11 protein-coding genes and 1 other RNA gene are annotated in these 13,273 nt (G+C 39.4%); 4 read left to right on the top strand and 8 right to left on the bottom strand.

Going from position 1 to position 13,273, the window contains the following annotated elements; all coding sequences use genetic code 11:
* Positions 1–3: 3 nt before the first annotated feature.
* The 3 genes from AC3WR0_RS09405 to AC3WR0_RS09395 all read right to left on the bottom strand — a co-directional run bounded on the left by AC3WR0_RS09405 (position 4) and on the right by AC3WR0_RS09395 (position 2,792).
* Positions 4–975: a DUF294 nucleotidyltransferase-like domain-containing protein gene (locus AC3WR0_RS09405; protein WP_492552070.1), complete on the bottom strand. Its 972-nt coding sequence runs from the start codon at positions 973–975 to the stop codon at positions 4–6.
* Positions 976–1,048: 73 nt separating this feature from the next.
* Positions 1,049–2,350, bottom strand: a complete 1,302-nt coding sequence (locus AC3WR0_RS09400) for an ammonium transporter (RefSeq protein ID WP_492552069.1) — start codon at positions 2,348–2,350, stop codon at positions 1,049–1,051.
* Positions 2,351–2,468: 118 nt separating this feature from the next.
* Positions 2,469–2,792 carry a MerR family transcriptional regulator gene (locus tag AC3WR0_RS09395; protein ID WP_492552068.1) on the bottom strand — a complete coding sequence of 108 codons (324 nt, stop codon included), beginning with the start codon at positions 2,790–2,792 and terminating at the stop codon, positions 2,469–2,471.
* A 186-nt stretch (positions 2,793–2,978) separates the two neighbouring features.
* On the opposite strand from AC3WR0_RS09395, the gene AC3WR0_RS09390 reads away from it, so the two are divergent.
* A complete protein-coding gene (locus AC3WR0_RS09390; protein ID WP_492552067.1) occupies positions 2,979–3,896 on the top strand; it encodes a DUF2971 domain-containing protein in 918 nt (305 codons plus the stop codon).
* 202 nt (positions 3,897–4,098) lie between these two features.
* On the opposite strand, the gene AC3WR0_RS09385 is transcribed toward AC3WR0_RS09390, so the two are convergent.
* Complete coding sequence (locus AC3WR0_RS09385) at positions 4,099–5,091, bottom strand: NADPH:quinone oxidoreductase family protein (protein ID WP_492552066.1); 993 nt, start codon at positions 5,089–5,091, stop codon at positions 4,099–4,101.
* Positions 5,092–5,574: 483 nt separating this feature from the next.
* Between AC3WR0_RS09385 and AC3WR0_RS09380 the strand changes: the two genes are divergently transcribed.
* Complete coding sequence (locus tag AC3WR0_RS09380; protein WP_492552065.1) at positions 5,575–8,310, top strand: dynamin family protein; 2,736 nt, start codon at positions 5,575–5,577, stop codon at positions 8,308–8,310.
* An 82-nt stretch (positions 8,311–8,392) separates the two neighbouring features.
* Here AC3WR0_RS09380 and AC3WR0_RS09375 read toward each other — a convergent pair whose 3' ends face one another.
* Positions 8,393–9,097 (bottom strand): MOSC domain-containing protein, encoded by a 705-nt coding sequence (locus AC3WR0_RS09375; protein ID WP_492552064.1) that lies wholly within the window; start codon positions 9,095–9,097, stop codon positions 8,393–8,395.
* A 147-nt stretch (positions 9,098–9,244) separates the two neighbouring features.
* Between AC3WR0_RS09375 and AC3WR0_RS09370 the strand changes: the two genes are divergently transcribed.
* Positions 9,245–9,739 carry an isochorismatase family protein gene (locus tag AC3WR0_RS09370; protein WP_492552063.1) on the top strand — a complete coding sequence of 165 codons (495 nt, stop codon included), beginning with the start codon at positions 9,245–9,247 and terminating at the stop codon, positions 9,737–9,739.
* 62 nt (positions 9,740–9,801) lie between these two features.
* On the opposite strand, the gene AC3WR0_RS09365 is transcribed toward AC3WR0_RS09370, so the two are convergent.
* Both AC3WR0_RS09365 and ssrS read right to left on the bottom strand, forming a co-directional pair.
* The gene (locus AC3WR0_RS09365) at positions 9,802–10,785 is read right to left on the bottom strand and encodes a DMT family transporter (protein WP_492552062.1); all 984 of its coding nucleotides are present in this window, start codon (positions 10,783–10,785) and stop codon (positions 9,802–9,804) included.
* 266 nt (positions 10,786–11,051) lie between these two features.
* A non-coding RNA gene (gene ssrS, locus AC3WR0_RS09360) (6S RNA) lies at positions 11,052–11,246 on the bottom strand.
* A 51-nt stretch (positions 11,247–11,297) separates the two neighbouring features.
* Here ssrS and AC3WR0_RS09355 point away from each other — a divergent pair.
* The gene (locus tag AC3WR0_RS09355) at positions 11,298–11,849 is read left to right on the top strand and encodes a hypothetical protein (protein WP_492552061.1); all 552 of its coding nucleotides are present in this window, start codon (positions 11,298–11,300) and stop codon (positions 11,847–11,849) included.
* Between the two features lie 568 nt (positions 11,850–12,417).
* Here the strand turns inward: AC3WR0_RS09355 and AC3WR0_RS09350 are convergent.
* On the bottom strand, positions 12,418–13,137 hold the full coding sequence (locus tag AC3WR0_RS09350; RefSeq protein ID WP_492552060.1) for a polysaccharide deacetylase family protein: 720 nt from the start codon (positions 13,135–13,137) through the stop codon (positions 12,418–12,420).
* Between the last annotated feature and the right edge of the window lie 136 nt (positions 13,138–13,273).

Raw genomic sequence — 13,273 nt, 5'->3', positions numbered from 1 at the left:
TAGTTATGGTTCCTTCTCAACAAGTTTACGGACAAATTGATAAAGATGGGGACCATTTTTTATAACTTCCTTTACTGCCTTCTTCTGATGGGCCGATAGCTTGCTGACTAAAAGAAAATGACCCGAATCATAATTCGAATGGTCACCAAATTGAAGACGAAAGTCCAGAAGCTGATAAAATTGTTTTTCATATAACAAGCGTTTTGAAGCGGGAATTGACGCCTCTGACAGCTTTTGAAGGCGGGAAAGAGTGGAAGAATCGGTAATACACTCCTTCAAGGCAAGAATTCTTACCGCATTTACATATGGATAAAGAGCCTTTTCTTTAATATTTAGTAATCCTGAATGGGGACCGTGCGTTTCGGTTAAAAATTGTCCCAGCAGTCCGACCCCTTTTTTTAGCAGCATCGTGTTGTCGAGCAACCGGGCTAATAGATGTTCTTTATGAATTAACGAGCATGCTTCCTGTTTAAGTTCCTTAATAAATAAATCTTCCCCGGCCAAAGACCGGCCATCCATAAAAATCAATAAGTGACGGATCGTTTCCCATGAGGGTTCATTTATCCAGTTCTTTAACTGTATACTCCATTCATTCAGTGATTTACACCATAAAGGATTCCCGGCCATTACCCCTCCATCGCAAAAGGGGTAACCGGCAATATAAAGACCTTGAGCGATTTCTTTCCCCAGCTTTAAAAAATAATTTTGTGCCAGTTTGCTATCCTCTTGAAAAATAATCCCGTGATCCTGATCGCTCCAGACGGATTGTTCAAACCTCCCGGCGCTTCCCATGACAAAAAAGCAAAAGGAAGTGGGGGGTTCCCCCAGTTCCTCCTTAATTCGATCTATAGAAATCTCAACTGCCTTTTTAATCAATTCATCATGAAGTCGATTGAGTTCAAAATGATCCTTCGATGCTAAACCCATCCTTTGTTGACGATATTCCTTTATCTCTGAATAGGTATAATCAGCCAATAGTTAGACACCTTCCTTCAATGGGAGGCTGCTAATGCGGCCTAATCCGTTCACTTAATAGGATCCAAAACGTTTATTGTACAATGGCTTTTTTCGTATTTACTGAATTTAATTTTTGGTCACCTTGAAGGTTTTCTGAACGCAGAAGTTCAGGATAGCCATAGCTTCCATGTTCACTCATATCCAGGCCGATAATTTCTTCCTCTTCGGTTACACGCAAGCCTTTTATTACATATTTGACGACTAGAAGAAGAACATAGGAAACAAGAAAAGCATAAAGTCCACTTGCCGCCACTCCAAGTGCCTGAACTCCTAGCTGTTCAAATCCTCCGCCATAGAACAATCCTGGTTTTCCGATAGTAGCGAGCTCTTTAGTAGCAAAGAAGCCAGTAGATAAAGTACCCCAAACCCCTGCTGTACCATGTACGGAAAGAGCGAAGATAGGATCATCAATACCCTTCTTCTCAAAAAAGCGAATGCTATAGAATACGAGAATACCAGCAATAAGACCGATTACGACAGCTGCCCAAGTTTCGACGAATGCACAGGAAGCAGTTATGGCAACAAGGCCGGCAAGAGAACCATTTAACATCATTGGTACATCTGCTTTCCCCAGAACGATCCAGGAAATGATTAAAGCGGAAATGGTGCCGGCTGCTGCGGCTAAGTTGGTATTAAGCGAAACAAAACCAAAAAATCCTGCATCTGCTGATAAAGTACTTCCTGCGTTAAATCCAAACCATCCAACCCATAGAAGCAGAACGCTTAAAGCGGTAAAAACCTGATTGTGACCATCAATCTGATTGGCGGACCCATCTTTATTGAACTTCCCGATTCTGGGCTTTAATAGAATAGTAGCAGCCAATGCCGCCATTGCACCAGTCAAATGGACGACAGTGGATCCAGCGAAGTCCTGTTGGCCATATTCAGAAAGCCATCCTCCGCCCCAAATCCAATGGGCAATCGGTGGGTAAACAAATACAGAAAATAAAAGTGCGAATACAAGATATGAAGCAAGCTTTGCCCGTTCTGCAAAGCCGCCAAAGGCAACTGTTAACGATATTCCGGCAAAGGCTAGCTGGAACATGAAGAAAACCGAACCTGAAAGCTGAATGCCTCCTATGTCATAGCCTGAGTAAAGGAACTTTGACAGCCCTATAAGTGCGTTTCCTTTTCCAAAAATAAGTCCAAAACCCGCTGCCCAAAAAACAATGGAGGAAATACCGAATGCCAAAATCGTTTTTCCTGCAATATGACCCGCGTTTTTCATCCGTGTAGAACCAGTTTCCAGTAAAATAAATCCGCCAATCATTAAAATGACAAGAACGGAACTTACCATTACCCATAGACTGTTTAACAAAAATGCTGTATTCAAATTCAACTCCCCCTTTAAGTTTGAAAAAGATATTTGTATTTTCACATAATAGAAGAGGGGGAATCTATAACTATGTCAGAAAACCTGACATAGAATTTTAAGAAAGCTGATGGAAAAGCTATTTTCTTAGGCCGAATTGGGCATTGATCTGTCCCTGAATCATTTTTTTGCGGATGCTTTGTTCGTCCTCTGCCTTTTTCCTTCTGGACATTTCCTTTTTAATCTCGTGAGTTTGGACACCATCCTCAATTTTATTAGCAATATCCATTAACAATTCCACGTCTGCAAAGGAATATTTTCTGCTTCCGCCTTTTGGCCTTTCAGGAAATATAAGTTTTCTTTCTTCATAATAACGAATCTGGCGCTCTGAAAGACCTGTTAGTTCACTGACTACTCCAATGCTGATAACCTTCTTGTCTTTGTAGGAAAGACTGTTTTCCATATCATCACCCTTAGTCCGGTATATTTTGCACATTATACTACATAATATGTGAGTTTTCCTAACATGAGTTATTTTTATGAAAAAGATTAATATATTTTTTATAAAGAAAAGAGAGAGTTGATTGAACGGAGGTAAATGGAGGTATAAAAGGGGTAGCGATTTTCCAAAAGAATGGGAGCATGGTATATGAATCTATTCGAAGCGTTGCTGAAGAGTGAGGAAAGGGATTTAAGAGTTCGGAAGAAAACTGATGGAGTGCTTTATCATTATACGAATTTGCAGGCCTTATATGCGATTATCAATACAGGCTACTTCTGGGGGACGAGAAGCGAGTTTTTAAACGATACCTCGGAATTAAAACATATAAAAAAAGTTATTGAGGAGGTTGCCATACAGGAAGGGGAGGATAAACCGAAGCTCTCCTTTAAAGATGCAATCTTCAGGATTCTAAACGGGCTTTATTTTAATATGCACCATAGAAGTAAATGCTTTGTACTGTCCCTAACAGATATTTCTGACTTAATAACAAATTGGTCCTCCTATTCAAGCTTTGATGGCTACAATATTGGCCTTGAGTCCTCCTATTTGCACGAAATTCTTGAATACCGTTATCCGCAGGCTTATATCAGCGGCTACGTGATTTATGATGAAGAAGTTCAGGAGGAAATTATCAGGGAAGAATATAAAGAGTTTTTTAGCATTTGGGAAACGGCGGCAAATTTCTCCCAGGAGGCCCTGGATACCATTACAGAAAAGTTTATGGAGCGTATTTTGAAATACAGTTACTTTTTTAAACATCCCTCTTTTAAACAGGAAGAAGAATACCGGATAGCCTTCTTTCCAGAGAATTTTGATGACCACCGTAAAACCGATGTAAAATTCAGAACCTCAAAAGGTGTCATTATCCCATTTATCGAACTTAATTTTAAAGATATATTGGGGGATAAAACCAAGCTTCCCTTAAAAGAGGTGTGGATCGGGCCTACTAATAAAATGGATAATGCCTTTCTTGGGCTGGATACTTTTTTAAGCACTCTTGGCTATGATACAGAATCACCTGAGGGGGTCCAGATAAAAACCTCTGTGATTCCGTTGAGATTTTAAGATGTTAATGGACATATCCGTTTAGCTTAGACAAAAGCTCTCCATAATGGATATTCCATCATCAAGAGAGGCATTCGTTTACCGAAGTTGTGGATTTGCCAGGCAAAGTCCACATATAGTCTTTGGGGCAGAGGATTTGTCCCTAATTATCAGCGGTCAATGTGAAAAGAGGTTATCCTGTAGTAGGATAACCTCTTTTTGATTAAAATTTAACGAGCGTACGGCCGCGAACTTCCCCTTTAAGGATAGCCGCAAGATAGTCAGGGAGATCTTCCAGTGAGACCTCTGCGTTTATTGCAGATGATAAATCCTCTGGTTTATAATCACCAGCCATTTTCTCCCATACAGATAGCCTTTTTTCCATAGGACAGTAAACAGAGTCAATGCCAAGGAGGTTAATGCCTCTGAGGATAAAAGGAAACACAGTAGCTGCAACATCGGTCCCGCCGGTTAGTCCGCTTACTGCTACCGATCCGTTATAGGAGGTCTTACTAAGAATGGAAGCAAGAGTCTTTCCCCCAACAGGATCCACTGCGCCTGCCCAAAGCTGCTTATCAAGTGGTCTGAATTTATCTCCTGTCACATCTTCACGCGAAATAATTTCTTTAGCCCCAATCTGTTTCAGGTATTCATGTTCGGACTGTTTGCCAGTACTGGCAGTGACATCGTAGCCTCTCTTGGCCAAAATAGAGACGGCAATGCTGCCAACTCCGCCAGTTGCTCCCGTAACAAGTACTTTTCCTTTTTCCGGGCTTAAGCCGTTTTCTTCAAGCCTCATAACAGATAAAGCGGCAGTAAAGCCAGCTGTTCCATAAACCATAGCTTCCCTAAGGGTTAATCCTTTTGGGAGGGGTACTACCCATTCTGCTGGAATGCGGGCATATTCGCTATAGCCTCCATAATGGGAAACGCCAATTTCATAGCTGGTAGCAATTACTTCGTCGCCTTCCTTGAAACGGGGAACAGTCGAAGAAACCACCGTACCTGCCAAATCAATTCCTGGTATAAACGGATAGGAACGGACGATCTTGCCATTTGGAATGCTCGCCAGACCGTCTTTAAAGTTGACGCTTGAATAGGCCGTTTTAATGGTTACTTGTCCTTCTGGAAGATCCTCTATGGAAATTCTTTTGACTTTCAGTGAAAAATCATCTTCACTTTTATTTACCATTAAAGCTCTAAATTGTTCTGCCAATGAAAAAACTCCTCTCGGGACTGGATTATTATCAGTATAGGCTTGAGAGAATGCTAATTCAATTATGCTGTTAAATATCACTGACTATGTAGTAAAAGTTGCAACAGAATCGCCACAATATTTACAGTTAACTCCAACACTTTATTTTTATTACAGTTTAAGAGGTAAGGGTTTTGAACTAAAACCTAAAAGAATACTGGCAGATGTTCGGACTTTATATAGGAAAAAAAACCTATGTTATAAACTGTGTAAAATGGGTAAATATAAATGTTTCGAAACATTACTGTTGCTAAATTGAAAGCTTGCTGAAACCTTTTGGGATAAAAGTTTTGGTAGAATAATAAAATATGAGACTTATATCTTAATTTGGCAGCGAATTATATTTAGGTATTCTTTTTAAAGAGAACCCATATGATGATTTGTGTATTGGGGATAAGGGCCTCTAGGCACCCTTATATTTATATAGAAGGGAAGGTAACTACTTTGGAAAATCAGTTGATCCAGAAAGCGTACTATGAATCGTTTATGGAAGAGAATGAGAAGCGCCATCCTATCCAGGTACTTGGCGAAGCCTACCAGGAAGAACAGGAAAAAGAGCTTCCTGAACTTGCGAACATACGCTTTGCGCAGGGAGAGGTTTACTTTCTTAATAGGGATTTTGAATCAGCTATCTTTAAATGGGAAAATATAGCGAACGATTTAGAACCTTGGGCAAAAAAGAACATTGGAGATGCCTATTATGAGCTGGGGCAGTTTTCAGTAGCGGAGGATTTTTATAAATCAGTTGAGACTGACAATGAAGTCTTACAAACTGAAGTAGCGTTGCAGCTATTTTCTCTTTACATAGAGCGCGGCAAACAGGAACCAGCTGTAAGCATCATCAAAAGGACGGTTTCAGCTAATCCGGATTATCCAAATGTTACAGAAATAGCCAGAGCCTTTTTTGAAAGAGAAGAAGATTGGAATAATGCCATTGAATTGGCTGTTCTTGAGGCAATAAGGACAGAATCCCTTGATTGGTTTGATGTTCTGAATTCTTATGTAGAAGGCGGATATGCAAGAAATCATTCGCCGGAGTATTTCCTTCAGGCATTATTGGTTCTATTTGAGATTGACCAAAAACGTTTTGAAAGGCTGGCTGTATCGCTTTGGGAAAATTACAAAGACCAGGATAATTACTTTACTTGGCTTAAAGAAATTAATCAGCTGCTGGTAACGTTAGATATGAACAGGGAAGGTAACTGGCAGGCATTATCTGCTGAATTCCAGGAGGCATATTTTGCTTTAATAGATGGAAGATTCCTAATCCAAAAAATTCAGGATTTGGTTCCTGTTATGCTTGAAAACTGGCTGAGAATTACGGATGTTTCTCACGCGCTGTTTGCATCGGCAGCCGTGTTGTCATGGAGTGAGATATTCCCTTCAAGCATTAGCGCAGCTTCAGGTGCAGATGCAGAAAAACTATTAAACTTTACTGGTGCAAAGGTTAATTGGATTGAAGAGGGCCTTCATATGTTTGAAACAATCCAGAACTGGGCGAAGGGCCACCAGATGGATATCGGCAACCGAATGAGATGGATTATTGGGGAGCTTACTGATTTCCATACAAACCATCTTCTCTTGGCTGGAATGAAAGGCAGCGGAAAATCGGCATTTATCAATTCTATCCTAGGTGAAAATATTCTCGGCGAGGAACCAACTTCCGCAGTTGTTATGTTCAGGGATCATGCACAAGTTGAAATTGATGAAATTGGTGATACGGAGTCAAGGATGATCTCTGATTTGACTGATTTCCGCGATAGTACAGAAAGACGGCGGGGGTCAAATTCCACCATCGTAGACTTTAAACTTCCATCACAGTTTTTGATGGAAAACAGGGTGGCGTTAATTGACACACCAGGATTTAATGGGGAATTAGAAAAAAGTGAAACAGTAAAATATCTGCATCTTGCAGATACGATCCTATTTTTCTTGGATGCCAATTCACCTTTAACAGACAGAGAGCGTAGTGTCCTTTCTTATATTCAAGAGCTTGCTCCCGAAATTCCGGTTCATTTTCTGCTGAATAAGATGGATATAGTAGAGAACGAAGAAGACGCACGGGCAGTTGCAGAAGATACATGGGAAAAAATTAACCACTATTTCCCGAACTCCAAGGTGTTTGCTTTTTCCAAGGAGTACGACAGCGGAAAACAGCTGAAGGATTTGTCGGAGTTTATTAAAGCGAGCGTTGGTGCGGCGATTTCTGATGAAGGCAGGACAGCTCGTCTACTGTTCTTTGTACGCCAAACGATAAGAAATCTTGTTCAGGATCGGATTGCACTGGAAAATGATCTTGTTGAATCGATCAAATGGAATAATGATATGTCTGTCAAGCTCAATGGTGCTGTAAACCAACTCGATGATATCGAAGTGGAAAAGAAAAGAAATATTACCAAATCGTATAAGGCCTTAAAAGATGAAATTAAAACTGATATTTCCAATACTGTTCCTGGACTATTGAAGAATACTTCTGAATTAATTACAGAACAAAGTGATTTGGGCAAAATTCACATAGAATTGAACGATGAAATGAATAGGCGCATCAGGGAATATCTCGAAGAAAACATAATGCCTAAATATTATCAGGGATTACAAGAGTGGATTCAGCAATCCAATAATGAATTTACCGAAACGCAAATTTATTTGGATGAAATGAGCGAGGGATTTAATACCCTGTACGGGGAAGAGCGAATCAAACTTCAATGTGATTTCAGAGTGATTGATGACTGGCGTCGGGATGCAGACCGAATGACAAACGGAGTTCAGTTTGAAAAAGAAAATATACTGCTTCGAAATACGCCTGGCCAGTTTCTTTTAAAAAGTGCTGGAAGACTGTTTGGTGTTAATAATTCGATGGTTTATAACAAATATAAATCATTTGTTGAGACGGAGGATTACCGAGAAACTACAGATTCGGTGATTAAAAAATTCCTTCAGCAGTTTGAGCTGTTTGAAAAATCACTGGAACGCGATATTGAATTATTCTTCCGAGACCCGATCCAAGTTTTGAATAGTGCAATCACAGAAACAAAGGCAGAAACCGAAACGGATCAGGAAAAACTTGATAGAATGAGGACTAATCCGGAAATGTACCGAGACCCATTGGCTTTGTTCGAGGTAAGAGTCCGCCAGTACGAATGGATAAGTGTAGCAGGCAGGGAAAATTATATACATTAAGAACGGCGCTGAAAATGAATTATAAAAAAGGAAGATGCATTGAGCATCTTCCTTTTTTGTGTGTTTGGAAAACCGAGAATCATTAATCATTATGAACAATAACTTCGCTTCCTTCTTTGATGCTTCCTGTTTTCACAACGGAGGCATAAACGCCAAAAATGGTATTTCGCTCTCTGACAAGTGTTTTTAAAATCGAAGGATTTATTTTGGATGGATCCTCTGGATCAACTGTAATATAGAAACACCGTTCACAGCCCTGGTTCACTTTAAACCTAGCTTCTCCAATGGATAATTCTTTGCCGATCCACTGTTCTTCTTCGAATGGTACATCATCATCAAGGTCAAGTACTATAGTTGGACGGAACCTCCTTAAATCAAGGATCTCCAGCCCGCACATTTCACTAAACTTTTTGAGTGAGGAGCGTGTGACAATAAGAGCATGATCCTCCCAGTACGCCCCTCTTTCCTTTTCTGTGTTAAAGGACACCTGTTTTAGTATGCGTCCTGATTGGGAAGAAATCTGTTCAAAAAGCAAAGGATCTCCCCATTCATATTCAGTGCCGTCCTTTGAGATAATAACATTACCAGGAATAGATGACAGCTGTGACTGATAGGTTAGCAGTTTGGGCATCTTTTGAACGGTTAAATACTTTTCATCCTCAAGCATGAACGCAAATGAACGATCACCGGGGATTCCGTGCTCTGAAATGAGAACTTCATTCAAGCGCTCGCCTCCCATGGATTTTACCGGATAACGGTATAGATCTATGACTCTCCCTGCACGCATTTTTATCTCTCCCATAAAATTGTTAATTTAGATTATTGCCTATTTAAATCTTTTTGTATACCTATAAGAGTAAACTTGCTTGCCGTATGTGTAAATTATTTCTATGATTGATGGGAAAACATTTTTGGAACGGGAGATGGATTTGAGATGAAAACGGCTCTCTTAGTTGTTGACTTGCAGAACGCCTATTATGCTATGGAAGAAAGTAAGAAAAGCTTGAAGGGTATCCTGGGGTATGTGAACTACTCCATTTTAAAATTCCGTGAAGCAGATCAGCCTATTATTTTTATACAGGATGAAGAGACAGGGGTTGGCACGCATGCTTTTGATTTATATGAAAAATTAGATGCAGATAAAACAGATATTTTTATTTCTAAAAGATACTCCAATGCTTTTTGGCAGACGGACCTTGAAAATATATTAAAGGATTTGAATGTTGGTATGGTGCTTGTCTGTGGTTTTGCTGCGGAATATTGTGTCCAGGCTACATATCAGGGTGCCATGGAAAGAGGATTCGAGCCTGCTTTGCTGCAGCATGGCATAGCCAGTTCGAACGAGAAGTATGTGGACTTCATTCAGGATATCTATCGAACAACCTCCATTAAGGTTGTTGAGTATATGTTTAATACCCAGCGCTTATAGCCTTAATCATCACGTTTTATAAAAATAAAAACCCGCCGTATGGCGGGTTGGCCGTGGCGACCTTAGCCTTTTTTCAAATGGCTATACGTAACTGAACGGGCGCTTGTGCTTTTTTTATGAGATACATAGCTGTGCAAAACCATGCCCATAATGATGACAAACATGCCGCCCCAGGATAAGAGTGACGGCATTGGAAGAGCGAGGAAGAAAAGCTCACCGGCCAGAGCAAATAAGACTTCAACTGATTGAGTTGCTTCTACGGCTGCAAGTTTTTGCATATTACCTCTAACCATGTCTGTTGCTTTAAAAAAGATAACAGTGGCAATTACCCCTGAGCTTACTGCTACTAGGAGAGATTGATATACCTGGCCGGATTCAGGTAATCCGGAATCAAAGAAACCATAAAGGGCAAGCAGCAGCCAGAAAGGCAGGCTGGCAATTGTCATTCCAAGCACCCTTTGGTAGGCATCCAGACGGCCACGGCAAACGTCCATCATTTTTCGGTTTCCGAGAGGATAGGCAAAAGAGGCAAGAATAACAGGAATTACACCAAGCAATAATGCAGGTAGGGTAATTACCTTTGCCTGTTCAATTTGCAGAAGTACGATACCAAGCAAAATGATCATCGACAGGGCAAGGCCTTTAAAAGGAATTTTTCCACGCTGCTTTTGAGGGCCATTCTTAGATATTATTGTCTCATAAAATAACGGGGCCAGGAGCGAACCTGAAATGATAGTAATCTGCCAGGTTCCGGCAATCAGCCACCCTGGTGAATATGCGGCGGCAAAGCATAAAGGCCCGTAAAAGAGTCCGAATCCTACAAAACTCCATATTAACCATGGACCGGGTCTTTCGCGCATAACATCAAATAGCTGCTTGAGATTTTTTCGTATCAGGACGATTCCAAAGAGAAAAGGGATCATAAAAATATACCTGAGTGAAGCGCTCCATAGCCAGCTGCCTCCAGCCAGCTCCATTGAGCGGTTTAAAATAAACGTAACGGCAAAAAAGAATGCTGCAAAAATACCTAATATAATGGGCCGCATGAAACTCCTCCTTATATGGGCCAGAGGTTCCCGTATTTAAGTTCCCTGTTATTGTAATCATTTAAAAACTTAACGTGCCTGTGCCCTTTATTTCTGGTAACTAAGCGCTAGTATTGCATCCTCCAAATGCTCTGAAGGAAGGGAAAGGCTAATTAACTTATAACATAACAAGAAAATTCTGAATAATAAAGAGAAAAAATTTTATCTTTGAAAATGGAAATAAATAAAAAACCAGTTCCAATAAGGAACTGGTTCAATGCTTTAAGTAAGAAGCCGCATTTGCCGTAGTTAATATAAGAAAGTTTTAAACCACCACTCCTCAAAGTGGGTGTTCGCAGAAACCATCCTGCATGTCCTCCTTGTCGTATAGACAGAGGCTTGTCATTCCGATTTCAATTAAAACTCCCTATTACAGCTTAAAGGTTAAAACTTTATTATGAGTACGAACAACGCAGCTTGTATTAATATAATACCCGGAAATTTTTAAAAATACAATGGGAGATGTTACCTATATGAATCCAATAACAATGACTTGCATTGATGAGCTTATTTTTATGAAAAGTAAAGGACTCTTTTCAAGATCTGATGTTATTCTTTATCATCCCGGGCACTTTCCGGAGTTAAATGAACAATTATTTAATTATTATAGGAATAATGACAAAAGCATAATTATGATTCCTGATGTGTTTAATACATTTCTCGGAATGAGCGAATATGAGTATTATACCCCTCTCTTAACAGAAAAAGGCATAAAGAAGGAAAAACTTTGTAAGATACCGGTTTATGAGAGGGAACAAGGAGTGGAGGCTGTTATTCGATCCGCATTTCAATTACTTAATGGCACCAATTACAAATACATAATGTTAGCGGGGAAATCCTTTTTTTCGCGAAGATTTTATTTGCTTGCCTCTATTTATGCCGCAGAGGATAAGGTTATTGATGTTTTGCCTTTAAATGACAACAGAGGAATTGTTCCGGCTAATTGGCATGATAGCAAAAAAGGCCGTGAACGAATTTTAAATGAATTGGAGCAATATGGAGCAATCCTAAAGAAATTTCTATAGAGAAAAGATTAAATTTAGGGTTGGAGGGTTTAATACGGTTTTATGGGTCTATCAATCGGGAAGTTAAGTTACAGGATGCAAAAGGATAGGAAATAGCAAATAATTGGAAGTTCCAATTCGGTTAAAATTTGTAAAAAAGGGGAAATAACGATATATATAGTTTGATGAAAAGAGGTGCATAAATGGCAGACAACTTTGAAAACCTTATGTTTATCCGAGAATTAGGCCGGTTGATGAGTGATTATAGAAACTGTAACGATAACGACATTAAAAGAGCCATTTATAAAGATATAGAGCTATTGGGTAAGGCGTTAAATTGTTAAATACAGGGAAATTTCCTTATTATAAATTTCAAAGTGTCCTTATGGGCACTTTTTTATTTTGTATTTAAGGATGGAATGCCTCTTATTAAGCCCAAGGTGCAGTTATGTCCTTGAGAGTCTGGATGAAGGACAGTTTCAAATCACCGGATCAACTTTTTGACCCTTAAAAGACTAGATAAGGCTCCTTGTGGAGATTTGACTTCTCAAAGCCCTGAAAGAGGAGCAAATCCATGATACTTACCTTTTTATTTCACAAGTTGTGCAAATTCTTTAAGGGATGTGGAATAATTTACATAGATTCTTGGCAAAAGGAAGAGCTCGTCATTTACCTGTTTTTTTGTAAAAGGTCCGGGTATTGTTGTAAGCCCGTATTGATAATATTTTTTTGTTCCTGAAACAACTATAGGGTTATAACTCCCATATGGATAGGCAAGCGCCATTACGGGCTTTCCGGTAATTTGCTCAATTTTTTCCTTAGAATGTTTCAACTCATAATCTAGATTTGTTGTTTTTGTTAGGTTTGGATGTGTTGCTGTGTGGGATTGTATCGAAAAGTAGCCTGAGTGAGCTAAAGATTTTAATTCCGAAGCGGAAAGTCTTTCGATTCTTCCGATAAAATCTGAAATAGCGAAAATGGTCCCAGAAGGAGCAAATGTTTCATCCTTTAGTCTTTTAAATACCGATAAAGCATTGAAATTGTCTTTCCAGCCATCATCAAAGGTAATAAAAATGGGTTTATTTACTTTGTCTATTTCTTCAAAACGTTCGAAAGTTAATAAGGTATATCCATTCTTCTTAAGAAAGTCCATTTGCTTTTCAAAATTTTCAGGAGTTACATACAATTCTTTTTGTCCATAACCTTTATATTCATCGATCCAATGATAAAGCAGGATTGGTGCTTTCGAAGCGGCAGATGCTTGATTTGGGATGAACAGCAGCAAGACGATTACAATAAATTTTTTCATAATACTCCTTTTTCAATTGACAAGAAAGTATAAAAGTTTTCCCTTTTAAATTGTGCAGCTCCAGCAGCTTGCGTTTTTCTTATATAACCTCTGCAGTCTTCCAATTTTTATTCTCCGGCGGCCTTTAATTTCCACC

The organism is Neobacillus sp. FW104-15D2 (assembly GCF_058790155.1).
Note: the sequence above shows the minus strand (reverse complement) of the source record. Positions and strands in the feature narration are given on the sequence as shown.